Annotated in this window: 23 protein-coding genes and 1 pseudogene; 16 read left to right on the top strand and 8 right to left on the bottom strand. The window is 70.0% G+C overall.

Features of this window, described 5'->3' with window-relative positions:
* The first annotated feature begins 112 nt into the window (after positions 1-112).
* The 3 genes from ACQR3U_RS15755 to prcA are packed head-to-tail and all read left to right on the top strand — an operon-like array spanning position 113 to position 1964.
* Positions 113-304 (top strand): ubiquitin-like protein Pup, encoded by a 192-nt coding sequence (locus ACQR3U_RS15755; protein WP_006552173.1) that lies wholly within the window; start codon positions 113-115, stop codon positions 302-304.
* Complete coding sequence (prcB, locus tag ACQR3U_RS15750; protein ID WP_006552174.1) at positions 301-1155, top strand: proteasome subunit beta; 855 nt, start codon at positions 301-303, stop codon at positions 1153-1155. The genes ACQR3U_RS15755 and prcB overlap by 4 nt, the downstream gene beginning before the upstream one ends.
* Positions 1152-1964 carry a proteasome subunit alpha gene (prcA, locus tag ACQR3U_RS15745; RefSeq protein ID WP_230810845.1) on the top strand — a complete coding sequence of 271 codons (813 nt, stop codon included), beginning with the start codon at positions 1152-1154 and terminating at the stop codon, positions 1962-1964. Before prcB ends, prcA begins: the two co-directional genes overlap by 4 nt.
* Here the strand turns inward: prcA and ACQR3U_RS15740 are convergent.
* Entirely contained in the window at positions 1862-3463 is a 1602-nt protein-coding gene (locus ACQR3U_RS15740) for a bifunctional phosphatase PAP2/diacylglycerol kinase family protein (RefSeq protein ID WP_230810844.1), read from the bottom strand. The two genes, prcA and ACQR3U_RS15740, sit on opposite strands and share 103 nt — an antisense overlap.
* 31 nt (positions 3464-3494) lie before the next feature.
* On the opposite strand from ACQR3U_RS15740, the gene pafA reads away from it, so the two are divergent.
* The 7 genes from pafA to ACQR3U_RS15705 all read left to right on the top strand — a co-directional run bounded on the left by pafA (position 3495) and on the right by ACQR3U_RS15705 (position 12155).
* Positions 3495-4853: a Pup--protein ligase gene (gene pafA / locus ACQR3U_RS15735; RefSeq protein ID WP_006552177.1), complete on the top strand. Its 1359-nt coding sequence runs from the start codon at positions 3495-3497 to the stop codon at positions 4851-4853.
* Between the two features lie 88 nt (positions 4854-4941).
* Positions 4942-5937, top strand: a complete 996-nt coding sequence (locus tag ACQR3U_RS15730) for a helix-turn-helix transcriptional regulator (RefSeq protein WP_006552178.1) — start codon at positions 4942-4944, stop codon at positions 5935-5937.
* The gene (locus ACQR3U_RS15725) at positions 5934-6965 is read left to right on the top strand and encodes a helix-turn-helix transcriptional regulator (RefSeq protein ID WP_230810843.1); all 1032 of its coding nucleotides are present in this window, start codon (positions 5934-5936) and stop codon (positions 6963-6965) included. The genes ACQR3U_RS15730 and ACQR3U_RS15725 overlap by 4 nt, the downstream gene beginning before the upstream one ends.
* Positions 6966-7092: 127 nt before the next feature.
* Complete coding sequence (tatA, locus tag ACQR3U_RS15720; protein ID WP_033098352.1) at positions 7093-7347, top strand: Sec-independent protein translocase subunit TatA; 255 nt, start codon at positions 7093-7095, stop codon at positions 7345-7347.
* 104 nt (positions 7348-7451) lie between these two features.
* Positions 7452-8414 (top strand): twin-arginine translocase subunit TatC, encoded by a 963-nt coding sequence (tatC, locus tag ACQR3U_RS15715; protein WP_019289529.1) that lies wholly within the window; start codon positions 7452-7454, stop codon positions 8412-8414.
* Positions 8411-11167, top strand: a complete 2757-nt coding sequence (locus ACQR3U_RS15710; RefSeq protein WP_230810842.1) for a DEAD/DEAH box helicase — start codon at positions 8411-8413, stop codon at positions 11165-11167. Before tatC ends, ACQR3U_RS15710 begins: the two co-directional genes overlap by 4 nt.
* Before the next feature lie 106 nt (positions 11168-11273).
* On the top strand, positions 11274-12155 hold the full coding sequence (locus ACQR3U_RS15705; protein WP_230810841.1) for a DUF4333 domain-containing protein: 882 nt from the start codon (positions 11274-11276) through the stop codon (positions 12153-12155).
* 10 nt (positions 12156-12165) lie between these two features.
* Here ACQR3U_RS15705 and ACQR3U_RS15700 read toward each other — a convergent pair whose 3' ends face one another.
* Positions 12166-13143, bottom strand: coding sequence for a 5'-3' exonuclease (locus ACQR3U_RS15700; protein ID WP_006552184.1), 978 nt, complete (start codon positions 13141-13143; stop codon positions 12166-12168).
* A gap of 35 nt (positions 13144-13178) precedes the next feature.
* Here ACQR3U_RS15700 and ACQR3U_RS15695 point away from each other — a divergent pair, with 35 nt between their 5' ends.
* The 3 genes from ACQR3U_RS15695 to ACQR3U_RS15685 all read left to right on the top strand — a co-directional run bounded on the left by ACQR3U_RS15695 (position 13179) and on the right by ACQR3U_RS15685 (position 16240).
* Positions 13179-14309: a M24 family metallopeptidase gene (locus ACQR3U_RS15695; RefSeq protein ID WP_230810840.1), complete on the top strand. Its 1131-nt coding sequence runs from the start codon at positions 13179-13181 to the stop codon at positions 14307-14309.
* A 147-nt stretch (positions 14310-14456) separates the two neighbouring features.
* Complete coding sequence (locus ACQR3U_RS15690) at positions 14457-15203, top strand: SDR family NAD(P)-dependent oxidoreductase (protein WP_230810839.1); 747 nt, start codon at positions 14457-14459, stop codon at positions 15201-15203.
* A gap of 488 nt (positions 15204-15691) precedes the next feature.
* The gene (locus tag ACQR3U_RS15685) at positions 15692-16240 is read left to right on the top strand and encodes a recombinase family protein (RefSeq protein WP_065996229.1); all 549 of its coding nucleotides are present in this window, start codon (positions 15692-15694) and stop codon (positions 16238-16240) included.
* A gap of 211 nt (positions 16241-16451) precedes the next feature.
* Here ACQR3U_RS15685 and ACQR3U_RS15680 read toward each other — a convergent pair whose 3' ends face one another.
* Positions 16452-18419, bottom strand: a complete 1968-nt coding sequence (locus tag ACQR3U_RS15680) for a heavy metal translocating P-type ATPase (protein WP_052040155.1) — start codon at positions 18417-18419, stop codon at positions 16452-16454.
* A 78-nt stretch (positions 18420-18497) separates the two neighbouring features.
* On the opposite strand from ACQR3U_RS15680, the gene ACQR3U_RS15675 reads away from it, so the two are divergent.
* Complete coding sequence (locus ACQR3U_RS15675) at positions 18498-18860, top strand: ArsR/SmtB family transcription factor (RefSeq protein ID WP_006554865.1); 363 nt, start codon at positions 18498-18500, stop codon at positions 18858-18860.
* Positions 18861-18956: 96 nt separating this feature from the next.
* Here the strand turns inward: ACQR3U_RS15675 and ACQR3U_RS15670 are convergent, their stop codons facing one another.
* The 5 genes from ACQR3U_RS15670 to ACQR3U_RS15650 all read right to left on the bottom strand — a co-directional run bounded on the left by ACQR3U_RS15670 (position 18957) and on the right by ACQR3U_RS15650 (position 24728).
* A complete protein-coding gene (locus tag ACQR3U_RS15670; protein WP_006554866.1) occupies positions 18957-19799 on the bottom strand; it encodes a F510_1955 family glycosylhydrolase in 843 nt (280 codons plus the stop codon).
* Between the two features lie 41 nt (positions 19800-19840).
* The gene (locus tag ACQR3U_RS15665) at positions 19841-22009 is read right to left on the bottom strand and encodes a heavy metal translocating P-type ATPase (RefSeq protein ID WP_082937604.1); all 2169 of its coding nucleotides are present in this window, start codon (positions 22007-22009) and stop codon (positions 19841-19843) included.
* A gap of 46 nt (positions 22010-22055) precedes the next feature.
* Positions 22056-22712 carry a DUF305 domain-containing protein gene (locus tag ACQR3U_RS15660; protein ID WP_230810838.1) on the bottom strand — a complete coding sequence of 219 codons (657 nt, stop codon included), beginning with the start codon at positions 22710-22712 and terminating at the stop codon, positions 22056-22058.
* A gap of 77 nt (positions 22713-22789) precedes the next feature.
* Positions 22790-24298 (bottom strand): multicopper oxidase family protein, encoded by a 1509-nt coding sequence (locus ACQR3U_RS15655; protein ID WP_033098382.1) that lies wholly within the window; start codon positions 24296-24298, stop codon positions 22790-22792.
* Positions 24291-24728 (bottom strand): SHOCT domain-containing protein, encoded by a 438-nt coding sequence (locus tag ACQR3U_RS15650; RefSeq protein WP_225623907.1) that lies wholly within the window; start codon positions 24726-24728, stop codon positions 24291-24293. The genes ACQR3U_RS15655 and ACQR3U_RS15650 overlap by 8 nt, the downstream gene beginning before the upstream one ends.
* A 76-nt stretch (positions 24729-24804) precedes the next feature.
* On the opposite strand from ACQR3U_RS15650, the gene ACQR3U_RS15645 reads away from it, so the two are divergent.
* Both ACQR3U_RS15645 and ACQR3U_RS15640 read left to right on the top strand, forming a co-directional pair.
* The gene (locus ACQR3U_RS15645; protein WP_033098383.1) at positions 24805-25482 is read left to right on the top strand and encodes a response regulator transcription factor; all 678 of its coding nucleotides are present in this window, start codon (positions 24805-24807) and stop codon (positions 25480-25482) included.
* A pseudogene (locus ACQR3U_RS15640) lies at positions 25479-26195 on the top strand (histidine kinase dimerization/phospho-acceptor domain-containing protein); the annotation flags it as partial. The gene ACQR3U_RS15645 and the pseudogene ACQR3U_RS15640, both read left to right, overlap by 4 nt.
* Between the last annotated feature and the right edge of the window lie 98 nt (positions 26196-26293).

Below are 26293 nucleotides of genomic sequence, written 5' to 3'. Positions count from 1 at the left end.
CGCCACCGGTGGACTGGTTCGCTGGGTAGGGTAGGAGTTCGAAGCAGCGGTGACCACACCGATCGTCGACCGGTGACGGTTCCGCGCCGAGTACAGGAGGAGGTCGGCGGCTATGGCACAGGAGCAGACCACACGCGGTGGCGGCGGAGACGACGACGAGGTCGTCGGTGACGGCGGTGCCGGTCAGGAGCGTCGCGAGAAGCTCGCCTCGGACACCGACGATCTTCTCGACGAGATCGACGACGTGCTCGAGGAGAACGCAGAGGACTTCGTGCGGGCATATGTGCAGAAAGGTGGCCAGTGACAGCCGAACGATCCTCTCTTCCCTACCGCGAGGTGCAGCCGAAGCTGCACCTCGCGTCGCCCTTGTCGTCGTTCTCCGACCACCTGCGGATGCACGCCCCGGAGATGCTGCCGGAGAACCGGTTCCGATTCGAACGAGGTGACCACGTGGACCTCGCCCCGCACGGCACCACCATCGTGGCGCTGACCTTCGACGGGGGTGTGCTCATCGCCGGCGACCGGCGCGCGACCATGGGCAACCTGATCGCCTCCCGCGATGTCGACAAGGTGTTCATCACCGACAACTATTCGGCGGCCGGCATCGCCGGCACCGCGGGTCTGGCGATCGAGCTCGTGCGACTGTTCGCGGTCGAACTCGAGCACTACGAGAAGATCGAAGGTGTGCCGCTGACCTTCGACGGCAAGGCCAATCGGCTGTCGTCGATGGTGCGCGGCAATCTCGGTGCGGCCATGCAGGGCTTGGCCGTGGTGCCGTTGCTGGTCGGTTTCGACCTCGACGCGTCCGATGCGCACCGCGCCGGGCGGATCGTGTCCTACGACGTGGTCGGGGGCCGCTACGAGGAACGCGCCGGCTATCACGCGGTCGGCTCCGGATCGTTGTTCGCCCGCTCGTCGCTCAAGAAGCTCTACCGCGCCGATGCCGACGAGCAGAGCGCGCTGCGCAGCGCCGTCGAGGCGCTGTACGACGCGGCCGACGACGACACCGCCACCGGCGGTCCCGACACCACCCGCGGGATCTACCCGACGGCAGTGGTGATCACCGCGGCCGGGGCCGTGGCCGTCGCGGAGGAAACCCTGTCCGAGCTGGCCCGCACCATCGTGGCCGACCGCACCGCAGGAGATGCCCGGTGACACTTCCGTACTATGCGTCCGCCGAGCAGATCATGCGCGATCGCTCGGAGCTGGCCCGTAAGGGCATCGCCCGCGGCCGGTCGGTGATCGCGTTGACCTACGCCGACGGTGTGCTGCTGGTGGCGGAGAATCCGTCGAAGGCGCTGCACAAGATCAGCGAACTGTACGACCGGGTCGGTTTCGCGGCCGTCGGCAAGTACAACGAGTTCGAGAATCTGCGGCGCGCCGGGATCATGCACGCCGACATGCGCGGCTACTCCTACGACCGGCGGGACGTGACCGGGCGGGCACTGGCGAACGCCTACGCGCAGACCCTCGGCACCATCTTCACCGAGCAGCCCAAGCCGTACGAGGTGGAGATCTGCGTCGCCGAGGTCGGGCGCGCCGACACCGACGACGGCCCGCAGCTGTACCGCATCACCTACGACGGCTCGATCGTCGACGAACCGCAGTTCGTGGTGATGGGCGGCAACACCGAACCGATCATCACCGCGCTGCGCTCGTCGTACAAGCCGGGTCTGCCGCTCGACGAGGCGGTCGCCGTGGCGGTGACCGCGCTGCAGCAGCCCGCCACCGCCGACGCGGCGCCGCGGGTGCTCGGCCGCGGGGAACTCGAGGTCGCGGTGCTCGAGAAGCAGCGGCCGCGCCGTGCCTTCCGGCGCATCTCGGGGGCGGCGCTCGACGCGCTGCTGCCCAGCAGTTCTGCTCAGGCGGCGCCGTCGGAGGCGCCCGAGTCGGGGTCCGACACCGCTTCCGGGTCCGACACCGCGACCGGTTCGGAGACCGAGTCCGGTCCCGACGCGGGCTGATCCACCGCGAGCCGATAGACCGTCAACGCCGACGGCACCACCTCGAACGCGAAACCGGTGCCGTCGGCGAGGACCTCCCCGTCGGTGGCCAACGCCACCGGATCCCCGATGACCTCCACCGTCAGGCCCGGGCTGTGCCGCTGCCGATACATCGGTGACGCGCCGAGGGTGCCGGTCGCCGCAGCGAGGAGCAGCCGCAACCGCGAGAACCGGCTCTCGGCCGGCAGATACCGCACGTCGAGGGTGCCGGGATCCAGATGCGCCCGGGACATCGGCACCTGATCTGCCGGGGTGTAGCGGCCGTTGCCGACGAACAGCAACCACACCGCCCGCCCCGCCCCGTCGATGCGGACCGGCATCGGGCTCGCCGTGCGCAGCACCGCGAGCATCGCCAACCCCGCCGCCGGCCACTTGCCGATCCGCGGTTCCCAGTGCTGCCGCAACCGCACCGCATCCGGATAGCCACCGAGGCTGGCGGTGTTGACGAACCGCCGCACCGTGCGCCCGTCCGGCCCGGTCACCGTCACCTGCCCGAGCCCGACGGCCACCGCCTGCCCGGCGGTGACCGCCCGCACCGTCTCCTCCAGATCCACCACGCCGAGATCGAGCGCGAAATGGTTGAGGGTGCCGCCGGGGAACACCGCCACCGGCAGCCGCGCGTCGACGGCGACGTCGAGCACCGCCGCGACGGTGCCGTCCCCGCCGCACACCCCCACCGCCTGCGGCCGATATTCGGTCAGCAGACGTTCCGACTGCTCCGCCGGATCACCGTCGGGATCCAGATCGACGCGACGCACCCTCGGCAGCGCGGCGGTGACCCGCGCGGCGATCTCCTCGGCGGTCCCGGCATCGCGGTTGACCACCAGCAGCATTCCGTCGCCGCCGGGCAGGGCGGGCGCGGCCGCCGCGACCTGCACGGTCGCCGGTTCGCGGCTGCGCACCGCCCACCAGCGGCGCGTCGACCACGCCACCGTCGCCCCGACCGCGGCGCCGACGACGACGTCGCCGGGCCAGTGCACGCCGGTGTGCACCCGCGAATAGGCCACCGCCGCGGCCAGCGGCGCCAGAACCGCCCCAGTCGCAGGGGATTCGAGCACCACCCCGGTCGCGAACGCCGCCGCCGACGCGGCGTGCCCGGACGGGAACGACGACGAGCGGGGGATCGGCACCGTGCGGCGCCGAAACTTCGGGTCGGTGCGCGCCGGGGGCCGGCGGCGCGGCAACAGCGGTTTGAGCAGCCCGTTGGTCAAGGCGCTGGCCCCGGCCACCGACAGCAGACCCCGCACCGCCCCGCGGCGGGCGTGACCGCCGGCGGTGGCGCACACCGCGGCGCACGCCACCCACAGCACACTGTGGTTGGCGGCGCGTCCGAGGTCGCGCAGCAGCGGGTCGGCGGGGGACGCGCGCAGCGCCCCGGAGCGCTCGAACAGGGCCCGGTCGGCGGTGCGGTAACGCTCGGGAACGATCACACCTCGACCGTAGATGTCGTTGCGACCCATGGGGGTCGGGTTCGCGCGGTACTGTCGAAGTGTGCAGCGACGAATCATGGGTATCGAGACGGAGTTCGGCGTCACGTGTACCTTCCACGGGCATCGTCGGTTGAGCCCCGACGAGGTGGCCCGCTATCTGTTCCGCCGGGTGGTGTCCTGGGGGCGCAGTTCGAACGTCTTCCTGCGGAACGGGGCGCGACTGTATCTCGATGTCGGCTCGCACCCCGAGTACGCCACCGCCGAGTGCGACGACCTGCTCCAGCTCGTCGAGCACGACCATGCCGGTGAGCGGGTCCTCGAGGAACTGCTCATCGACGCCGAGCAGCGTCTGGCCGAGGAAGGCATCGGCGGCGACATCTTCCTGTTCAAGAACAACACCGACTCGGCGGGCAACTCCTACGGCTGCCACGAGAACTATCTCGTCGCCCGCGTCGGCGAGTTCTCCCGCATCTCCGATGTGCTGCTGCCCTTCCTGGTGACCCGCCAGCTGATCTGCGGCGCCGGGAAGGTGCTGCAGACCCCCAAGGCCGCCACCTTCTGCCTGTCGCAACGCGCCGAGCACATCTGGGAGGGCGTCTCGTCGGCGACCACCCGGTCGCGGCCGATCATCAACACCCGCGACGAACCGCACGCCGACGCCGAGAAGTACCGGCGCCTGCACGTGATCGTCGGGGACTCGAACATGTCCGAGACCACCACCATGCTCAAGGTGGGGTCGGCGGCGCTGGTGCTCGAGATGATCGAGGCCGGGGTGCCGTTCCGGGACTTCGCGCTCGACAACCCGATCCGCGCCATCCGCGAGGTCTCCCACGACCTGACGGGCCGGCGCCCGGTGCGCCTGGCCGGCGGCCGGCAGGCCAGCGCCCTGGACATCCAGCGCGAATACCACGCGCGGGCGGTGGAATATCTGCACCAGCGCGAACCCGACCCGCACGTCGCGCAGGTGGTGGACCTGTGGGGCCGCGTCCTCGACGCCGTCGAATCGCAGGACTTCGCGAAGGTCGACACCGAGATCGACTGGGTGATCAAGCGCAAGCTGTTCCAGCGCTACCAGGACCGCTACAACATGGAGCTGTCCGACCCGAAGATCGCCCAGCTCGACCTGGCCTATCACGACATCAAACGCGGACGCGGTGTGTTCGACCTGCTGCAACGCAAGGGACTGGCGGCGCGGGTGACCGACGACGAGTCCGTCGACGCCGCGGTGAACACCCCGCCGCAGACCACCCGCGCGAAGCTGCGCGGTGATTTCATCGCCGCCGCGCAGGCCGCGGGCCGCGATTTCACCGTCGACTGGGTGCATCTGAAGCTCAACGACCAGGCGCAGCGCACCGTGTTGTGCAAGGACCCGTTCCGGTCCGTGGACGAACGCGTCGAACGGCTCATCGCCTCCATGTGAGTACCGCCGTCCATCGGAGCGGACCGTCCGGTCCGCTCCGATGGACGGTGATGCGGTGCCGGCGGCGCGCGGGCACTAGGGTTGGCGCGTGGCGATCTCGAAAGTCGAACGGCTGGTGAACCTGGTCATCGCGCTGCTGTCCACCCGACAGTTCGTGACCGCGGAGAAGATCCGTGCCTCGGTGGCCGGCTACTCCGAATGCGCGAGCGACGAGGCGTTCAGCCGCATGTTCGAGCGGGACAAGAACGAACTGCGCGATCTCGGGGTGCCCCTCGAGACGGGCCGGCCGTCGCGGTCGTCGACGGTGGAGGGCTACCGCATCAACCGCGACGCCTACGAACTGCCCGAGATCGACCTCACCCGCGAGGAGACCGCCGCCGTGGCCGTCGCCGCCGCGCTGTGGGAATCGCCGGAGCTGACCGCCGCCGCGCAGGGCGCGGTGCTCAAGCTGCGCGCCGCCGGGATCCGTGTCGACTCCGACGGCGGGGAGGTCGTCGCGCCGCTGCCGCCGCGCGCCCGCGGTTCCGAACCCGCGTTGACGGCGTTGCTCGCCGCGATCGACGCGCGCCGCGCGGTGCGGTTCACCCACCGCAGTTCCCCCACCGAGCCGTGGTCGACGCGCACCGTCGAACCGTGGGGTGTGGTCACCGTGCACGGCCGCTGGTATCTCGTCGGCCACGACCGCGACCGCGACGCCGTGCGCACCTTCCGGCTCTCGCGCATCGGCGACGAGATCACCGCGATCGGCCCAGAGGGGGCGGTGCAGATCCCGGAGGGCGTGGATCTGCGGGGGCGGGTGCTCGCCGCGACCTCCCCGGCGGAGGTCAGCGGATCGGCACGCCTGTGGGTGGCCGATGGACGCGCGTGGGAGCTACGCCGGCTCGGACGGACCGGCGCGGCACGGCGGATCGGAGACCGCGACGGGGTGGAACTCGAGGTGCCGGTGCGCTCGTGGGAATGGATCGCCCGGATCGTCGCCGGGCAGGGCGCGGACGCGTTGGTGCTCGACCCACCGGAGTTACGGGCCGAGGTGCACCGCATCCTCGAACAGGCGGTCACGGATGCGGGGGAGGAGGAGCGATGAGCACACGACTGTCGGCGCGACTGGGACGACTGCTCAATCTCGTGCCCTACTTCCTGGCGCACCCGGGGATCAGCGCGGCCGAGGCCGCCCGCGATCTCGGGGTCACCCCCAAGCAGGTGATGGACGATCTGAACCAGCTGTGGGTGTGCGGCCTGCCCGGCTACGGACCCGGTGATCTGATCGACCTGTCGTTCTCCGAGGACAGCATCGTGGTGACCTTCACCGCCGGCATCGAACGACCCCTGCGGCTGACCTCCACCGAGGCCACCGCGCTGCTCGTGGCGCTGCGGTCGCTGCAGGAGATGCCCGGCGTCGTCGACCCGTCCGCGGCGCAGTCGGCGATCGCGAAGATCGAGGCGGCCGCCGGGACCGCCGCGCTGCCCGCCGACACCGCCACCACCGACACCGCCACCGCGGCGACTGCCGAGCCTGATCCGGAGGCAGCCGGGGACTCCGACGCCGCCGGACAGGTGCGGGCCGCGGTGCGCGACGGGCGCGCCGTGCACCTGACCTACTATTCGGCTTCCCGCGACACCGTCTCCGAACGCGACGTCGACCCGATCCGCATCGTCATCATCGACGAACACGCCTACCTGCAGGCGTGGTGCCGCAGCGCCGAAGGAGTGCGGCTTTTCCGCTTCGACCGCATCGACGCCGCCACCGTGCTCGACGAGCCGACGCGACCGCCGCACCGGGCGATCACCGACGACGAGCACCTCGAACTGTTCGAGGGCGACCCGTCGCTGCCCGCCGCGCGGTTGCGCATCGCCCCGTCGTATACCTGGCTGCTCGACTACTACCCGCTCACCGACGTGCAGGTGCTTTCCGACGGCAGGTGCGAGGCGTCGATGCGGTACGCGTCGCCGGGGTGGATGGCGCGGCTGCTCGTCGGTCTCGGCGCCGGGGTGCAGGTGCTCGACCCACCGGAGTTGCGGGCGGCGGTGCGGGCGCGGGCCGAGGCGGCGCTGGCCGCCTACGCCGAGCTCGACGGGGAGAACGCGACCCGCGGCGCGGGTCCGACACCCTGAGGGTGGCGTTGTGAAACATCTGTGTGAACCCTCCGCGAATTGTGGGTGGATACACCGGCGCGAAGCCTCGGGCTGTGCTCGAGGTCCGGTAGCATCGATCGGAGCCGATCAGTGGAGGTTGTTGTAAATGGGTGCAATGAGCCCCTGGCACTGGGCCATCGTGGCGCTGGTGGTCGTGATTCTCTTCGGTTCGAAGAAGCTGCCCGACGCCGCGCGCGGTCTCGGTCGTTCGCTCCGGATCTTCAAGAGCGAGGTCAAGGAGATGCAGAACGACGACGCCCGGGCGTCCACGCCGCAGCCGGCGCCGAATCCGTTGCCGGCCGCGCAGCCGACAGCCGATCCCGCCGCGCCGAACACGCACACCGAACCGCGGTCTGCCTGACCGACGTTCATCCTGCCGGGGCGCCCACCACGGGTGTCCCGGCGTTCCGCTGACCCCGGCACGCCTGCACGCCGGTGGTCTCGACAGGAGCTGAGAACCGCACCGTGCGCATCCCGTTCGATCCGCGCCGAAGCCGGCGCAAGACCAATCCCGACGGCACCATGTCGCTGGTCGAGCACCTCTACGAATTGCGCACGCGTCTGCTGATCGCTCTCGCTGCGATCGTGCTCACCACCATCCTCGGATTCGTCTGGTACAGCCGCAGCCTGTTCGGCCTCGACAGCCTCGGGGAGATCCTGCGCGGCCCCTACTGCGACCTACCCGCCTCGGCCCGCGCCGACCTGAGCAACGACGGCTCGTGCCGACTGCTCGCCACCGGACCGTTCGAGCAGTTCATGCTGCGCCTGAAGGTCGCCGCGACCGCCGGCATCGTCATGGCGTGCCCGATCTGGCTGTACCAACTGTGGGCGTTCGTCACCCCCGGCCTGTACCGCAAGGAACGCCGCTACGCGATCGGCTTCGTCACCTGCGGGGCGGCGCTGTTCGTCACCGGCGCGGTACTGGCCTATCTGGTGATCTCCCACGCGTTGTCGTTCCTGCTGTCCGTCGGCAACGACGTGCAGGTCACCGCCCTGTCGGGCGCCGAATACTTCGGGTTCCTCATCAACCTGCTGGTGATCTTCGGGGTGTCCTTCGAGATCCCGCTGGTGATCGTCGCGCTCAACGGCGTCGGGGTGCTGCCCTACGCCAAGCTCAAGGCGTGGCGGCGCGGGCTGATCATGGCGGTGTTCGTCTTCGCCGCCATCGCCACCCCCGGCCAGGATCCGTTCTCCATGCTCGCCCTGGCGTTGGCGCTCACGCTGCTCGTGGAGTTCGCCATCCAGATCGCCCGGCTGACCGACCGGCGCCGCGCCCGCAAGGCCCGCGCCGAGGGCTGGGCCGATCTCGACGACGACGAGGGTTCGACGATCCCGGCCCCGAGCCCGGTGGAGCCGGCAGCGCCGACGGCGCCCACCGACACCGTACGGACCGATCCGGCCCGCACCGACTACTCCGACACCCTGTGACCGGCGACCCCACTCCCGGCCCTGCCGGTAACGACGAGACCGGCACCGCGCCGCTCGTCCCCACCCCGCAGCTCGCGGAGTTCGCCACCGGCCTCGGGTTCCCGCTCGATCCGTTCCAGATCGAGGCGTGCCGCGCCCTCGAGGGTGGGCATTCGGTGCTGGTGTGCGCCCCCACCGGCGCCGGCAAGACCGTCGTCGGCGAGTTCGCGGTGTATCTGGCGCTGCAGGGCGGTTCCAAGTGCTTCTACACCACCCCGATCAAGGCGCTGAGCAACCAGAAGTACGCCGATCTGTGTGCCCGGCACGGCCGGGACTCGGTGGGTCTGCTCACCGGCGACCAGTCCATCAACTCCGATGCGCCGGTGGTGGTGATGACCACCGAGGTACTGCGCAACATGATCTACGCGTCGTCCACCGCCCTGATCGGGCTCACCCACGTGGTGATGGACGAAGTGCACTTCCTCGCCGACCGGTTCCGCGGCGCCGTGTGGGAAGAGGTGATCCTGCACCTGCCGGAGGACGTGCGGCTGGCGTCGCTGTCGGCGACCGTGTCGAACGCCGAGGAGTTCGGCGACTGGATGACCACGGTGCGCGGCGACACCACCGTCGTCGTCGACGAGGTGCGGCCCATCCCGCTGCACCAGCACATGATGCTCGGCTCCCGTATCTACGACCTGTTCGACCGCCGCGCCGACACCGACACCGCCCCGACCCGGCGGCGCCGCGACATCGTCGTCAACCCGGAGCTGGCGTCGGCGGTGCGGCAACGGCAGAGTCTGTCCGGGATGGACCGCTGGGGTGAACGCGGCCCCCGCTTCCGGCCGCCGCCGCGCCCGGAGGTCATCGTCCGTCTCGACCGCGACGGTCTGTTGCCGGCGATTACCTTCGTGTTCAGCCGCGCCGGTTGCGACGCCGCGGTGCAGCAGTGCCTGCGCTCGGGTCTGCACCTGACCGACGAGACCGAAGCCGCCGAGATCCGCCGGATCGTCGACGAGCACACCCGGGATCTGCCGCGCGGCGACCTCGAGGTCCTCGGCTACGCGTCGTGGCGCACCGCCCTCGAACGCGGCATCGCCGCCCACCACGCCGGGATGTTGCCGGCTTTCCGGCACACCGTCGAAGAGCTCTTCGTGCGGGGGCTGGTGCGGGCGGTGTTCGCCACCGAGACCCTCGCGCTGGGCATCAACATGCCGGCCCGCACCGTGGTGCTCGAAAAGCTCGTCAAGTTCAACGGCGACACCCACGCCGAGCTGACCCCCGGCGAGTACACGCAGCTGACCGGCCGGGCCGGGCGGCGCGGCATCGACGTCGAGGGCCACGCGGTGGTGCTGTGGCAGCCGGGCATCGAACCGGCGGCGGTCGCCGGGCTCGCCTCCACCCGCACCTTCCCGCTGCGCAGCTCGTTCCGCCCGTCCTACAACATGGCGGTCAACCTCATCGACGCCGTCGGGGTGGAGCGGTCGCGGGCGCTGCTGGAGATGTCCTTCGCCCAGTTCCAGGCCGACAAGTCGGTGGTCGGTCTCAAACGCGGCATCGACCGCAACGAGGCCACCCTCGCACAGCTGCGCGACCAACTCGGCGGTGAGGGCAGCGAGATCCTCGACTATCTGCGGTTGCGCGCCGAACTGACCGACGCCGAACGCGCCCACGAGCGGCGCGGCAAGCAGGATCGCCGGGCCGCGGCGGTGGCGTCGCTGGTGACACTGCGGCGCGGTGACATCATCGCCGTGCCCGCCGGTAAACACACCGGCCTGGCCGTGGTGGTGCTGCCGGACACCGACGCCGGCGATCCGCGGCCGCAGGTCGTCACCGCCGACGCGTGGTCCGGTCGCCTCTCCGCCGGGGACTTCCCGACCCCGGCGACGGTGCTGGGCACGCTGCGGCTGCCGCGGCACGTCGATCACCGCACCGGCCGTGGGCGCCGCGACATCGCGTCGGCGTTGCGGTCGAAGGGCCTCGTGCCGCCGCGCAGTCCCAAGCGCAGCACGTCCAAGGGCGACACCCGCGAGATCGACGCGTTGCGCCGCGAACTCAAGCACCATCCGGCCCGCAAGCACCCCGATCTGGACTCGCTGGCGCGTGCCGGGGAGCGCTACCACCGGTTGCTGCGCGAAACCCAGCAGCAGCGCCGCAAGGCCGCCGCGGCGACGGATTCGCTGGCGCGCACCTTCGAGCGGATCGTCGCGCTGCTCACCGAACGCGGCTATCTCACCGAGGGTGACGATCCGGCGACCACCGAGGCGGGGGAGCGGCTCGCCCGCATCTACACCGAATCGGATCTGCTGGTCGCCGAATGCGTGCGTCGCCGTGCCTGGGCGGGACTGTCCGCCGCCGAACTCGCGGCGGTCGCCTCGGCGGTGATCTACGAGTCGCGCACCGACGAACCGGTCACCGTCGTCGGGCCGACCGGCCCGATCCGGCACGCGCTGGCCGAAACCACCCGGATCTGCGACGGCTTGCGGGCCGACGAGATCCGGCACCGGCTGCCCCCGACCCGCGAACCGGATCTGGGTTTCGTCACCGCCGCCTACACCTGGGCGTCGACCGCGTCGCTGACCGAGGCGCTCGTCGCCGCGGAGGCCGCCGGCAAGGAACTTTCACCCGGAGATTTCGTGCGGTGGTGCCGGCAGCTGATCGATCTGCTCGACCAGATCCGCACCTGCGCGGACGATCCGGAACTCGCCCGCACCGCCGGCAAGGCGGTCGGGGCGGTGCGTCGCGGGGTCGTCGCCGTCGATCCCACCGCCGAATGACCCGGCCCCTGCGGGGTGTCCGGGACGCCCGGTAGGCGTGGATGCCCGCGCGGCGGGTGGACGCTACCGTATGGGCACACAACGGGAAGGGTGAGTGGAGACGACGATGACCGGGCCGAACGAACCGCAGGACTCGCCGGGGCAGAAGCCGCCGGAATCGACGGATCCATGGGCACCCAACCCGACCTCCGGGGGCGGTGAGCAGCCCGGATCACCGTGGGCGCCGCCCGCCGGCCAGCAGCAGTGGGGGCAGGGCAGCGGCACCGGCTGGGGACAGTCGACCGCCGGGCAGTCGCCGTGGCAACCCGACACCGGTGCGGGCGGGAACGCTCCGCAGCCCGGGTGGGCGCCGCCCGCCGGCCAGCAGACTCCCGCGCAGCCCGGTGCCGGGCATCAGAATCCGTGGGGTGCGCCGACCGGTGCGCCGCAACAGGGCTGGGGTCCGGCCCCGCAGCCGCCCGCCCCCGGCTGGGGGCAGCCGGCACCCGGTCAGCAGGCACCAGGACAGGCACCGGGCTGGGGTCAGCAACCGGGCGCACAGCAGCCGTGGGGCGCGCCCGGTCAGCAACCGACGCAGCCCGTCCCCGGGTGGGGTGGGCAGCAGCCCGCCGGGGCGCAGCCCTGGGGAGCGCCCGCGAACACCTGGCAGCAGCCCGGCGGCGCGCCTCAGCAGAACAGCAAGTCGAAGCTGCCGTGGATCCTCGGCGGCGCCGGGCTCGTCGTGGCGCTCGCCATCGTCGGGATCCTCGCCACGACGATATTCGGTGGGAAGGTCCTCGACACCGAATCCACCCAGGCGGGCATCGCGAAGGTGCTCACCGAGTCCTACGGGGCCGGGCAGGTCGGCGACGTGCAGTGCCCGAGCGATCAGAAGGTCGAGGCCGGCCACAGCTTCACCTGCGCGGTCACCGTGGACGACCAGTTCCGGGAGGTGACCGTCACCGTCACCGACGACAACGGCACCTACGAGGTCGGCCGCCCCAACTGACCGGAAGCGGTCATCGGTCGGCCAGGGCCGCGACCAGCGCGGACACCGGCCGTTCCAGACCCCACCGCTGTGCCAGCGCGGTGAGCTGCTCCGGAGCGGCCGGTGCCGCCGGCAACACGTCCGAGCGGGACAGGTCCACGTCCGCGTCGGTGGCGACCCGCACCACCGGCAGCGCCGCATCCAGATAGTCCGCCGCAGCGGCGAGTTTGACCCGCATGCCCTTCGCCATCGACGACGACTCGTCGACCGCGGCCGCGCGCACCGCGTCGAGAGAGCCGTACTGCTGCAGCAACGACGCGGCGGTCTTTTCCCCGACCCCCTTGACGCCGGGCAGTCCGTCCGACGGGTCGCCGCGCAGCACCGCGAGTTCGGCGTAGGCGGCGCCGGCCCGCTCGCCGGGCACCCCGTAGCGTTCGGCGACCAACGCCGGATCGAACAACTCGGCCTTGGCCAATCCGCGCCCGGCGTAGAGCACCCGCACCGGCACCGGACTGTCGGCGACGACCTGCAGCAGGTCGCGGTCGCCGCTGACCACGATCACCCGGTCGATGGTCTCGCGGGCGGCGAGGGTGCCGAGCACGTCGTCGGCCTCGAAACCGGCCGCCCCGCCGGTGGCGATGCCGGCGGCGGCGAGCACGTCGAGGATCACCGGCACCTGCGGCAGCAGCGCGGGTGGGACCTCCTCGACGGTGCCGTCCGACCCGGTGGCGACCCGGTGCGCCTTGTAACTGGGGATCGCCGCGACACGGAAGGCCGGCCGCCAGTCCAGATCCAGGCACACCACCAGCCGGGTGGGGCGGTGGGTGCGGATCAGCGAGGCCACCATGTCCACGAAGCCGCGCACCGCGTTGACCGGGCTGCCGTCGGGGGCGGTGACCTTCTCCGGGATGGCGTGGAAGGCGCGGAACCACAGGCTCGCGCCGTCGAGCAACATCAGCGTGGGGTCCGGTGCGGGCGTGGGGTTCTCCGGTGCGGTCACGGACCACATCCTGCCATCCGGCCGCGGCCACTAGGCTCGAAGACATGACCACTGCCGCCCCCCGATTCCCCGCCGACCGTTACGCGGCCCGCCTGGCCCGCGCCGCCGAACTCGGTGCCGTCGCCGGCTTCGACGCGCTGCTCATCACCCCCGGACCGGACCTGCGGTATCTCACCGGTTCACGCGCCGAGTCGTTCGAGCGCCTGACCTGCCTGGTGATCCCCACCGACGGCTCCGGCGCCACCGTGGTGGTGCCGCGGCTGGAGTTGGCGTCGCTGAACGACTCCGCGATCGGTGAGCTCGGTCTGCCGGTGCGGGACTGGGTGGACGGTCAGGATCCTTACGCGCTCGTGCGCGAACTCGTCGCGACGGCGGGGGCGTTCGCGGTGGCCGAGGCGATGCCGGCGCTGCACCTGGTGCCGCTGACCGCCCGGTTCGGCAACGCCCCGACGCTTGCGACGTCGGTGATCCGGCAGCTGCGGATGGTCAAGGACACCGACGAGGTCGAGGCGTTGCGCCGCGCTGGTGCCGCCATCGACCGGGTGCACGCCCGCATGGGTGAATGGTTGCGCGCGGGACGCACCGAAGCCGAGGTGGCCGCGGACATCACCGCCGCGATCCTCGAAGAGGGACACACCGCGGCGGCGTTCGTCATCGTCGGTTCCGGCCCGCACGGCGCCGACCCGCACCACGAGGTGTCCGAGCGGGTCATCGAATCCGGCGACATCGTCGTCGTCGACATCGGTGGTCCCGTCGAACCTGGCTACTACTCGGATTCGACCCGCACCTACAGCATCGGCGAACCGGACCCGGAGATCGCGACGAAGATTGCGGTGCTCGAGAAGGCACAACAGACCGCAGTGGATGCGGTGCGGCCCGGCGTGCGCGCCGAGGACGTCGACGCCGCCGCCCGCAACCTGCTTGCCGCCGCCGGCTACGGGGAGGCGTTCGTGCACCGCACCGGGCACGGCATCGGCCTGTCGGTGCACGAGGAGCCGTACATCGTCTCCGGCAACGACGACATCCTGCAGCCCTGCATGGCGTTCAGCATCGAACCGGGCATCTACTTCCGCGGTGAGTGGGGTGCGCGGATCGAGGACATCGTCGTCGTCACCGAGGACGGCTGCGAGTCGATGAACCTGCGCCCGCACGGATTGACGGTGCTGCCGGGCTGACACCCGGCCGGGTTCACCGCTCGTCGAGCAGGGCGAGCAGCTTGTCGGCGAGGGAGACGTCGATGCTCGGGGTGCGGTCACTGTCCATCCCGCAGAGAGTAGAACCCCGCCACTGCATCCCGGAGCTCGACCCGGGACACTGGCCGCATGAACCACACCGCGCAGGGAACCGTCGTCATCTTCGGGGGACGCAGCGAGATCGGCGTCGAGGTCGCCACCCGACTCGCGCCGGGCCGCACCGTGATCCTCGCCGCCCGTCGCGCCGACGACCTGGCCGACGAGTGCGCCGCCGTGCGGGTAGCAGGCGCGACGGCGGTGCACCCGGTCGAGTTCGACGCCGACGCCCTCGACACACACACCGCGGTGCTCGACCGGATCGCCGCCTTCGGGCCGATCGATGTGGCGGTGCTGGCCTTCGGCATCCTCGGCGACCAGGCCCACGCGGAAACCGATGCGGCCCATGCGGTGTCGATCGTGCACACCGACTATCTCGCGCAGGTCGCGCTGCTCACCGACCTGGCCCAGCGGCTGCGCGCGCAGGGCTCGGGGCGGCTGGTGGTGTTCTCCTCCGTGGCCGGGTGGCGGGTGCGCCGCGCCAACTATGTGTACGGGTCGGCGAAAGCCGGCCTCGACGGTTTCGCGTCCGGCCTGGCGGATGCCTTGCACGGCAGCCGGGTGTCGTTGCTGCTGGTGCGCCCCGGTTTCGTGATCGGCCGGATGACGGAGGGCATGAGCCCTGCACCGTTGTCGAGCACCCCACCGCAGGTCGCCGGCGCGACGGTGCAGGCGCTGCACCGCGGGCGCGGGGAGGTGTGGGTGCCGGCGGTGCTGCGCCCGGTGTTCTTCGGGATGCGCCTGCTGCCGCGGGCGATGTGGCGGCGTTTGCCGCGCTGACGACTGCGGCAGACGGCGAGCGCTTCGCACAGACCGGGCCGATGTCGCTTGACTCCCGCGTAGCCCTTGTCCGTATAGAGCGCCCTTGTCCGTATAGATCCGGTCGTCGCGGACTCCGGCCTTTGAGGGCTGTGCGTTGCGCTCGCAGATCTTGGCCCGCGGTGCTGCATCGGGAATAGCCGATCAGGATTCCATCCATGAGGCGACGAAAGTGCTGTTTGGGTCAGCTATTCGAGACCGACATGCAGGACGGTTAAGCAGGACGGTCGTACGACGGTCTTCCGCAGGACGCGATCGAGTGCCGGACCGTGTCGGGGTGTGCTGTTTGAGGATCGGCCCGAGGAATCGTGCTCGTCCCGAAAACGAACGTATATGAAACGTCCGCGACCGAATCGACCGACTAGGCGCGACAACTGTTCCGAAACCCATGTCTAAAACCTCTGGTTCAAAACCAGCCTTGTCGGCGAGTTATGGAACACTGCGAGCTTGTGAGCGAACTTTTGGGCTATGCGAGGGTCTCGACGACCGATCAGACCCTCGATCTGCAGAGCGACGCGCTGAGGGCGGCGGGGTGTTCGCGGATCTGGACCGAGACCGCCAGCGGTGCCACGACCGCCCGGCCGCAACTCGACGACCTGTTCTCGCACCTGCGGGCTGGCGACACCCTGGTGGTGTGGCGGCTCGATCGGCTCGGCCGCTCCCTGCCGCATCTGCTTCAGGTGGTCACCGATCTCGAGGAACGGGGCATCGGGTTCCGGTCGGTGACCGAGTCGATCGACACCACCACGGCCGGCGGCAAGCTGATCTTCTCGATCTTCGGTGCGCTCGCCGAGTTCGAGCGCAACCTCATCCGTGAACGCACCTCGGCCGGACTTGCAGCGGCCCGAGCTCGGGGCCGGGTCGGGGGCCGGCCGCCGAAGATGACGGCGAAGAAGATCAAGCAGGCGAAGTTGATGCGCGACAACGGAATGAGTCAGGTCGAGATCGCGGAGATTCTTGGGGTTGGTCGTACGACGCTGTATCGGCATTTGCAGTAGAGGTGGGGTGACCACAGTCCGGCAGTCACGCCCTGCGGAAACGCTTCGCCCGTAATGAACTGTGCGAGCGCCGACGCAGCGAAGGGCTGATCGTTCCGCGGCGTTCGGGTTCGACCGTGCTGTCCCGCACGGCCGGGTTGGGTGAGCGCCGAAGGTGGATTCGGCCAGATCACCACCGGTGGCGAGGTCACACGTGTGCCGCGGGACCGTGTCAGCCTGTGCGGACAGCACGGCGCCATGCGGTCTCTCGCAGCAGCCGCAGTCCGTTGAGGCCGACGAGGATGGTGGAGCCTTCATGGCCGGCCACCGCCAGCGGCAACGGCAGGGTGCCGACCAGGTCCCAGGTCACCAGGGCCGCGATGACCGAGGCGGCGATGGCGAGGTTGGCGATGACCACGCGTCGGGCCCGCCGTGCCAGGTGGATCACCGTGGGGATGGTGGTGAGGTCGTCGCGGACGACGACCGCGTCGGCGGTCTGCAAGGTCAGGTCCGATCCGGCGCCGCCCATGGCGATACCGACATGCGCAGCGGCCAGCGCGGGGGCGTCGTTGATGCCGTCGCCGACGACGACAACTTTTTCTCCGTCGGCCTGCAGCGCGCGTACGGCGGCGACCTTGTCGTCGGGCAGCAGCCCGGCCTGTACCTCGCTGATGCCGACCTCGGCGGCGAGCCGTGCGGCGACGACCGGATTGTCGCCGGTCAGCAGCGTGGGGGCGGTGCCGATGAGCGCCCGAGTGGCGGCCACGGCGATCGCTGCCTGCGGGCGCAGTGTGTCGGTCAGGCCCAGCACCCCGACGGGATGATCGTCGCGGGTGACGACCACCGCGGTGTAACCCTGGTTCTGGAAGTCCTCGACCACGGTAACGGCGGGGGTGTGGGTGCTGTGTCGTTCGAGCAGCGCGGCCGGGGCGCCGACAGTGACGATGTGGTCGTCGATCAGGGCGGAGACCCCGCGGCCCGGCAGTGCGGTGAATTGCTGTGCTGCCGGCCAGGTCAGGGTGCGGGTATGTGCGGCGCGCATGATCGCCGCGGCGAGCGGATGCTCGCTGGGGTGTTCGGCAGCGGCCGCCCACCGCAGCACTTCGTCGGGGTCGACTCGCGGGTCCACCGCCTCGATCCGGACGAGTTCGGGGGTGCCGTGGGTCAGGGTGCCGGTCTTGTCGAATGCGAGGCGGGTGGCGGTGCCGAGCTGTTCCATCACCACGGCGGATTTGACCAGCACCCCGTGGCGGCCGGCGTTGGCGATGGCAGCCAGCAGCGGTGGCATCGTTGCCAGCACCACCGCACACGGGGACGCGACGATCATGAATGTCATCGCCCGCACCAGTGCACGTTCGAGCGGTTCGCCGAACAGCAGTGGGATGGTGAACACCGCGAGGGTCACCGCGACCATGCCCACCGAGTAGCGCTGCTCGATCTTCTCGATGAACAACTGCGTGGTGGCCTTGGTGCGGCCGGCCTCCTCGACCAAAGTGGCGATGCGGGCGATCACCGAATCGGCGGCCCGGCGAACCACCCGCAACCGCAGGACACCGGTGCCGTTGACGGTCCCGGCGAACACCTCGTCCCCGGCGGTCTTGTCCACCGGCAGGGGCTCGCCGGTGATGCTGGCCTGATCGACCTCGCTGCCCCCGCCGATGACCGTCGCATCGGCCGGGATCCGCTCCCCGGGGCGCACCAGCACCAGGTCGTCGACCTCGAGTTCGGCCGCGGCAACCGAGTGTTCCCGGCCGTCGGCATCGAGGCGGGTGGCGGTCTCCGGGGCGAGCTCCAGTAGTCCGCGCACCGAGTCCTCGGTGCGGGCGGTCGCCCATGCTTCCAACGCGCCGGAGGTAGCGAAGATGACGATCAGCAGTGCGCCGTCGGTGATCTGCCCGATGGCCGCCGCGCCGATCGCGGCGAGGACCATCAGCAGATCCACATCCAAGGTCTTGTCCCGCAGCGCCCGGATCCCGGCCGCGCCGGGTTCCCAGCCGCCGGCGGCGTAGCAGGCCAGATACAGCGCCCACCATGTCCAGGTCGGCGCACCGGCGAACTGGGCGATCAGACCGAGGAGGAACAGGACGAGGGCTGCGCCGGCCCAGCGGACCTCGGTGAGTTCGAACAGGGTCGTACGGCGTACCGCTGTCGACGGGGGCGTCGGATGCGGATGGGTGGATGTGGCGGTCGGTGCGACCACAGGTCACCTCCAGGGCGACAGACAACAGAACAAATGAAGAGGTCTTCATGTATTGATTTCGGGGTAGGCTCCGCGGTCATGGGACACGGAATCGAGGGCCGCGACCGCCCGGCCGCCCGGCTGGACGCCGAGTCCGCCGCCCATGTCGCCACCACCTTGCAGGCCTTGGCGACGCCGAGCCGATTGTTGATCCTCACCGAACTGCGCCACGGCCCGCGCCCGGTCACCGAACTGGCCGAGGCCGTCGGAATGGAGCAGTCCGCGGTCTCCCACCAGCTTCGCCTGCTCCGCAATCTCGGCTTGGTTGTCGGCACCCGAGCGGGCCGTTCCATCGTCTACAGCCTCTACGACAACCACGTCGCCCAACTTCTCGACGAGGCCGTCTACCACAGCGAGCACCTGCGCCTGGGATTGTCCGATCAACCCGAAACCGCCGGCTGAGCCCCTCCCGCGACCGATGCCGAGGCGAGGTGCACTTGGTACCGGTCCCCTCGGTCGGCGGCGCCGAGTGGTGGGACCGCGCTCGGCAGTATCGGGTCACTCGAGGGTGTAGAGATCGTGCGCGGTGGCGGCATAGGCGGTGTCGGCATCGACGGCCAGCAACGCCTCGACCGGACCGACCATTGCCTTCTGTTCCCAATTTCGACCGGTGTGGCTGCGCCAGGCGACACCGTCGGTGTCGACACCCCACAGGGATCCGTCACCGGCGGCGGAGAGCAATACCAGTGTGGGGGCCTCGGGAATGGTGGTGAAGGTGCGGGCGGTATCGGTGCTGTGCTGCAGCCCCTCGGCGGTGGCCGCCCAGACACCGCTGTCGGTGACAGCCAGTGCTGCGGCGGCCAGCGGGGCTCCCGAACTCCACGTGGTGCCGGCGTCGGTGGAGACCAGCAGTCCGGTGGTTCCGTCGAAGCCGACGAGCACCGTCCCGTCGGTGGCCAGGGCGTGGAAGTCCACCTCTCCGGTCAGGGATTTCGGGGTCCATGTCCGTCCGCCGTCGATGCTGTCGATCAGTCCGAGCGGGTTCGGTGCCGAACTCGACGGTCCGGGATGTCCGGAGGCGAAGAGCCGATCGGTGCCGGGCACCCCGGTCAGTCCCATGAAGTCGTCGTCGGAGGTGCCGACCCGGGTGGTGCGCCCGTCGACGCCGAGGGTGACCAGGCCGGTGTGAGTGCCGGCCAGGATCGTGCCGTCGGCACCGAGGTGTAACCCGTGCAGGTGATCGAGGGCGGGGGTCAATGCCACCGCGGGCACCTCCGCGGTCGGGACAGACCCCGATCGGGTCGGTGTCGTAGCGGGCTGCTGGGTCGAGCATCCGACGAGCACGGTCAGGGCAGCGGCGACGAGCACACCCCGGCAGGGGCGCGCGAACGATATCCACATGGACGCAGAAGAACTTTCTCTCTGGGGCAGGGCCACGCAGGTCAGGTGCGGGCTAAGTGGGCGGGGTCGAGGTCGAGGCGGCGCAACAGTTGTGCGTTGAGGGCAACGACGATGGTCGAAACCGACATGAGCACCGCGGCCACCGCCGGGGAGATCGCCACCCCGACGAAGGCGAGCACACCGGCGGCCAGGGGCACAGCGATGATGTTGTAGCCGGTCGCCCACACCAGGTTCTGCCACATCTTCCGGTAACTGGCGTGGGAGAGCTCGATGATCGACAGCACCGCCCGCGGATCGTTCGCCGCCAGCACCACCCCGGCGGATTCGATCGCCACATCGGTACCGGCACCGATCGCCACCCCCACGTCGGCGCGGGCCAGGGCCGGGGCGTCGTTCACCCCGTCGCCGACCATGGCGACCTTGTGCCCGCGCTGCTGCAGTTCGGTGACCTTCGCGTCCTTGTGCTCGGGCAACACCTCGGCGAACACCTCGTCGATGCCGAGATCGGCGGCGACGGCGTCGGCGACCTGCCGGGCATCACCGGTGATCATCGCGACCTTGACTCCGCGGGCGTGCAGGGCGTCGATCGCCTGGCGGGACTCCTCCCGGACCGCGTCCTCGAGCGCCACGGCACCGAGCACCCGATCACCTTCGGCGATGTGCAGCACCGACGCTCCGCGCTGCACCCACTGTTCGGTGACGGCGGTGACCTCCTCGGGTACCGACAACGCCAGGTCGGTGAGCATCGCGGGGCCGCCGACGGTGACCTCGGTGCCGTCGACGACCGCGCGCACGCCACGGCCGGGCAACGACCGGAAGTCGGTGGCGGTGATCTTCTCGCCCGTCGGGACACCGGTGTCCGCTGCGGCCACGATCGCACGCGCGACGGGATGTTCACTGTCGGCTTCGACCGCGGCGGCGCGGGCCAGCAGATACGACTCGCCGATCCCATCGGCGGTCGCGACGCCGGTGACCTGGTGCTGGCCCTGGGTCAGGGTGCCGGTCTTGTCGAACAGCACCACCTCGACGGTGCGCATGCGTTCGAGGGCGAGACGGTCCTTGACCAGCACCCCGGCCTTGGCGGCGCGTTCGGTGGAGATCGCGATCACCAGCGGGATCGCCAACCCCAGGGCGTGGGGACAGGCGATGACCAGCACGGTGACCGTGCGCACCACCGCTTCGTCGACGTTGCCGAGCAACGCCCACACCACGAAGGTGAGCAGCCCGGTGATGGCGGCAAAGTAGAACAAGAACGCCGCGGCCTTGTCCGCCAGCGCCTGTGCCCGCGAGGAGGAGGCCTGAGCGTCGGCGACCATGCGTTGGATGCCGGCCAGGGCGGTGTCCTCACCGATGGCAGTGATCCGTACGCGCAGGGCGCTGTCGGTGGCGACGGTGCCGGCGACCACCGTGTCACCGCTCTCGCGGGTAACGGTCTTCGATTCGCCGGTGATCATCGACTCGTCGACCTCTGCGCGCCCGTCGACGACCGTGCCGTCGGCCGGGACGCGGGCCCCGGCCCGCACGAGCACCACGTCGTCGAGGGTCAACTCCGACAGCGGCACCTCCTCGGTGCCGTCGTCGGTGATCTTCTCGGCGGTGTCGGGCAGCATCGCCGCCAGCGCGTCGAGCGCTCCCGAGGCCGAACCGAGGGCACGCATCTCGAGCCAGTGCCCGAGCAGCATGATCACGATCAGCAGCGCCAGCTCCCACCAGAAGTCCAGGTCGAAGCCGCCCAGGCCGAGCGTGGTGATCCACGAGGCGGCGAAGGCGACGCTGATGGCCATCGCGATCAGCAGCATCATTCCCGGGCGGCGCGAACGCAGTTCGGCCCAGCCGCCGGTGAGGAACGGCATGCCGCCGTAGGCGAAGATCACCGTGCCCAGCACCGGCGGAATCCACATGGCCCCGGGGAAGTCCGGCATGGGATAGCCGAGCAGCTCGGCGACCATGTGGCTGAACCCCACGACCGGGATCGACAGGATCAGCGACACCCAGAAGCGGCGGCGGAACATCTCCCCGTGCGCGCCGTGCCCGGCGTGCCGGTCGTGGCCGCCGTGCCCGGTGTGTTCGGCGGACCCGCCGAGGTGGGCGAGGTGTTCGCCGTGCCCGGCATGCGCATCTTCCGCGTCGGGCGGCGGGCTCTGTGTGGAGGTGCCGTGATCGTGTCCGGCCGGCGCCGGATGGGAGTGTCGGTGTTCCGGGTGCGACATCGAAAAGCTCCTGTCTGGGGCGGCCGACGGGGGTGAGCGGGGTGCGTTAGAGGGTGTCGAGCAGTTGGCGCATCGTCTCGATTTCCTGCTGCTGGGTCTCGACGATGCTGCGGGCCATCACCACCGCCTCGGGGAACTGTCCCTCGGCGATCTCGGTCCGTGCCATCTCGACGGCGCCTTCGTGGTGGGTGATCATCTGCTTGAGGAACAGGCGGGCCGCGTCGGTGCCCTGGGCATCCGATAGTGCCTGCATGTCCTCGTCGCTCATCATCCCGTCCATCCCGCTCATGCCGTCGCTCATCCCATCCATGCCCATGTCCTCGTCCATGCTGGGCATGTCGTGAGCCCCGTCGGGCATCGAGGTGGGTGCACCCCACTGATCGAGCCAGGACTCGAGTTGGTCGATCTCCGGACCCTGCGCGGCCTTGATCTGCTCGGCCAAGGCACTGACCTCGGCGGGGATGTTGTCCTTGGCCAAGATCATGTCGCTCATCTCGATGGCCTGACTGTGGTGCGGGATCATCATCTGCGCGAACATCACATCGGCATCGTTGTGTGCCGCGGTCTGTTCGGTGGGCGTGCTCGCCGAAGCTGGCGAGGTCGAGGTCGCGGCCGTGGTGCCGGTGTCGGAGTCGCTGCAGGCAGCGGCGGTGAACACCACCGCCAGGGCGGTGACGCCGGCAGCAAGGGTCTTCTTGTTCATCAGGGTGTGTTCCTTTCTCGAACGAGCACAGGCATCGTGATGGCCCAGTTCGGCCTCGCCGGTCGGCAGGACCCAGGTCACGCCAGGTAGGACACGGTGGTCATCATTCCGGCTTCCTGGTGATAGGCGTTGTGGCAGTGCAACGCCCATTGACCGGGGTTGTCGGTGTCGAATTCGATCTCGACGGTGCGCATGGGCCCGATGGTGACGGTGTCCTTGCGCAGTCCGGTATCGGTGAGCGCGAAGGTGTGTCCGTGCAGGTGCATGGGGTGGAACATGTCCGACATGTTGCGCATCCGCATGCGCACCCGTTGCCCTTCGTTGACGGTCAGCGGTGCACTGTCGGGGTGGGCGCGACCGTTGAGGGTCCAGCGGTACGGCGACATGGTGCCGCCCATGTCCACGCTGTGGTACAGATCGTGATCACGTTCGGTCAGCCGCACGTACTCCCGTGGCGCAAGGTCGGTGCCGAGCAGTACCCGCCGATCGAGCTCGTCGGGACGGGGTTGTGGTGGCAGCTCGCCAGAGGCGGTGCGCACCACGGCCTGCCCGTGCCCGGTCTTGCCCTCGGCCTGAGCGAACAGCGGGAACACCCCGTCGTCGAGGGTGACGAGTACGTCGACACGCTCACCCATGCCGATGAGCACTGCGTCGGTGTCCTGCGGTACGACCGGGAAACCGTCGGTGTGGGTGACCGTCATCCGGTGTCCACCCAACGCGACCCGGAAGGCGGTGTCGGCGGCGGCGTTGACGAACCGGATCCGTGCTCGTTGTCCGGGTGCGGCGGTCCAGACCATCGGATCTTCGGGCACGCGCCCGCCGAGCAGGAAGTGGGGATAGCGCACGTCCCCGGCGCCCCCGAGCAGCGGGGAGAGCATCGTTTCCCCACCCATGTCCATATCCGTGGCGTCGTGGTCCATCGTGCCCATCGCGGCGCCGTCACCGTTTCCTGCTCCGCTGCCGATGCCGAGCTCGCGGGCCACCTGGTCGGGGGTGCGGCCGGTGCCGTCGAGCCAGTCGTCGAGCACCACGATCCATTCGTGGTCGTAGTCGCCCGGCTCGGCCGGATCATCGATGATCAGCGCACCGTAGAGCCCGCGGTCGAGTTGCAGACCCGAATGCGAGTGATAGAAGTACGTGCCCGCATGAGGGACGGTGAACTCGTAGACGAATCGGTCTGCGGTGGCGATCGGGTCCTGGGTCAGCCCGGGAACACCGTCCATGTCGTTGCTCAACGCCAGCCCGTGCCAGTGCACACTCGTCTCCGCTGGTAGCTGGTTGTCGACCTCCACCCGCAGGAGATCCCCGGCTCGGGCACGGATCAGCGGTCCCGGCACCTGATCGTCATAGGCCCAGGTGGACACGATGCGTCCCCCGAGGTCCACCTCGACCGGACGCGGCGTCAACCGGGCCGAGACCACCTGCTGGCCCGGGACACGTCGCTGCTGCTCGAGACGACGCACCACCGGTGACGTGGCGGCCACCGGCACGCCGGTCGCCGCCCCCGCCCCGGAACAGGCCGCCAGGACTCCGGCACCGGTCAGCATCGAGCCGATCAGGAAGGCTCGGCGGGTCAATCTACCCACGGACCTGCCCTCGCCGATCAGCAATCGCAGCGAGGTTGCCGGTCTGCGTCAATACCTGCCGCCGGGCGACGAACTCATCGGAGTCGATGTCGCCTCGGGCGAACCGCTCTTCGAGCATCCGCAGCGGATCACCCTCATGCTCGATGCCAGCAGGACCGCTCGTACGGTCGGCGCGGAACATGACGGCCACCAGATAGATCACCACCGTCCAGAACGCGAGCATGCACACGGCCATGACGGTCCATCCCGCCCAACCGATGTCACCGACCCAGCCCATCATGATCGTCTCCATCCCTCGGTTTCGTAGCTTCAGCATCGGGTTCCCACCCCACAGGTTCGATGGAGGTCGTATGAAGATTTGCTCAAGAAACTCCCTGTCGCGTCGCCGCGATACCGGCACCGCGACGGTGCTGGCGATGATGGACCCCATGACCTCCTCTGCTCGACCACCCGCACCCGGCAGCGACCCGGCGACGCCGGCGCGTCCCTCCACCGGCTTGCGGGCGATGGTCGTCGAGGACGAACCGTCACTGGCGGATCTGGTGGGCTCCTATCTCGAGCGGGACGGTTTCGAGGTCGCGGTCACCGGCGACGGCGCCGAGGCCGTTCCCCTCGCCCGGCAGGTCGATCCCGATGTGGTGGTCCTCGACCTCGGACTGCCGGGCCTGGACGGGGTGGAGGTGTGCCGGCAACTGCGGACCTTCTCCGACGCCTACGTCGTGATGCTCACCGCCCGCACCGAGGAGATCGACACCCTGATCGGGCTGTCCGTCGGCGCCGACGACTACATGACCAAACCGTTCAGCCCCCGCGAGCTGACAGCGCGCATCCAGGCCATGCTGCGCCGTCCCCGCACCACCATCGCCGCGACCGTTGCGCAGCCACACCGCTTCGGGGACCTGGCCCTCGACGTCGACGGCCGCGAGGCCACCGTCGCCGGGCGGCCGATCGCCCTGACCCGCACCGAATTCGACATCCTTGCCGCCCTGGCACGCGATCCCGGAGTGGTGCTCACCCGCACCCAGCTGATCGAAGCGGTATGGGGGCCGAGCTGGGTCGGTGACGAACACCTGGTCGACGTGCACATCGGGCACCTGCGCCGCAAACTCGGCGACGACGCCACCCGCGGCCGCTACGTGCGCACCATCCGCGGTGTCGGCTACCGAATGGGCACCGGATCATGACCGCCCGATCGTCCACACCAGGCGGGTCCCTGCGCCGCACCATCAACACCGCGAGTTTCGGCACCCGACTGTTCCTCGCCCTGACCGTGGTGGTGCTCGGCTGCGCCGTCAGCGCCTGGATCGTGGCCTCGGCGCTCGCACCCGGCATCTTCCACGATCACCTCGGTCAAGCCGGCATCGACCACAACTCCAACCAGGCCCATCACGTCGAAGAGGCCTTCACCTGGGCGATCATCCTCGCCTGGGGACTGGCCATCGCCATCGCGGTGCTGCTGTCCCTGGCGGTGAGCTGGTACATCGCCCGGCGCGTTCAACGGTCGCTGACGGCGGTGACCACCTCCACCGCCCAGATCGCCGCCGGCCGCTACGACACCCGCATGCACAGCCCCGGACTTGGCCGCGAATTCGACGATCTCACCGTCACCGTCAACGAAGTCGCCCGCCGCCTCGAAGCCACCGAAACCACCCGGCGCCGGATGCTCGCCGACCTCGGTCACGAGATGCGCACCCCGATCGCCACTTTCGACTCCTACCTCGAAGCCCTCGAAGACGGCGTCCGCAGCCTGGACGAGGACACTCTGCAAATCCTGCGTGCCGCCACCCAACGCCTCGACCGCCTCGCCCAGGACATCACCGCCGTCGCCCGCGCCGAGGAACATCTCACCCGCATCATCCCGGTCCCCACCGACACCGCAACCCTGATCACCGCAGCGGGACTGCTGCACGGATAGGTGACATCTGAACTGTGGTGCCGTGAGGCACTGCTGGAAGGATGGACCCCGTGCCCAAGCCCTATCCGAAAGAGTTCCGC

The sequence above is a fragment of the Rhodococcus sp. IEGM1339 genome, from assembly GCF_050321925.1.
Lineage (GTDB): Bacteria > Actinomycetota > Actinomycetes > Mycobacteriales > Mycobacteriaceae > Rhodococcus > Rhodococcus pyridinivorans.
The sequence above is the reverse complement of the archived record's forward strand: the minus strand, read 5'-3'. Positions and strand labels throughout refer to the sequence as shown.